This is a genomic window from Streptomyces sp. ActVer (assembly GCF_027270795.1).
Lineage (GTDB): Bacteria > Actinomycetota > Actinomycetes > Streptomycetales > Streptomycetaceae > Streptomyces > Streptomyces umbrinus_A.
In genome coordinates, this window is record NZ_JAPWHT010001012.1 from 1 (window position 1) to 622 (window position 622).

General features: G+C 78.1%; 1 protein-coding gene. It reads right to left on the reverse strand.

Going from position 1 to position 622, the window contains the following annotated elements:
• A partial coding sequence (locus O3Q52_RS53885; RefSeq protein WP_269655650.1) for an amidohydrolase family protein occupies positions 1 to 529 on the reverse strand: 529 nt, incomplete at its 3' end.
• Positions 530 to 622 lie beyond the last annotated feature (93 nt).

Genomic DNA, 622 nt, shown 5'->3' on the forward strand with positions numbered 1-622 from the left:
GACCGCGCAGCCAGGCGTCCGCCCGCCACAGCCGTCCGGTCGGGCGGCCGTCGGCGTCCCGCTCCACCCCGGCGTGATCGGCCGTGGCCAGGCCGACGGCCGCGACAGCACGGGAGTTGAGCATCCACAGCGCGCCGCTGCGGTGCTGCACCCTCACCGGCACGTCAGCGCGCAGCGCGTCCAGCCGGGCCGCGTCCAACTCGCCCGCCACGGATTCGTGGTAGCGCACCCCCCGGACCCAGCCGTGCCGGTCGGGGCCGGCGCGGTGCAGGGCCCGCGCCAGCCCCTGCGCGTCGTGGACCGTGGCCGGGTCGCACGCGGCGGAGGCGAGGTCCGCCGCGGTGGCGAACAGGTGCAGGTGATGGTCCGTCAACCCGGGCAGCAGGGCTCCACCGTGCGCCTGGAGCTCGTGCTCCGCACGGCCCGCGCGCGGCAGGGCGCGGCCCGTCTCCAGCACCCGGCCGCGTCCGATCCGCACATCCAGGAGCTCTCCGTCGATCTCCGCGCCGCGGATGAGCAGGCCGGTCATGGTACGGCGATCCCGAGCCGGCGCAGCACCGCACCGGTGTCCGCGCCCAGCATCGGCGCGGCACCGGCGGGCGTGCGGGCCACCGGCGCCGCC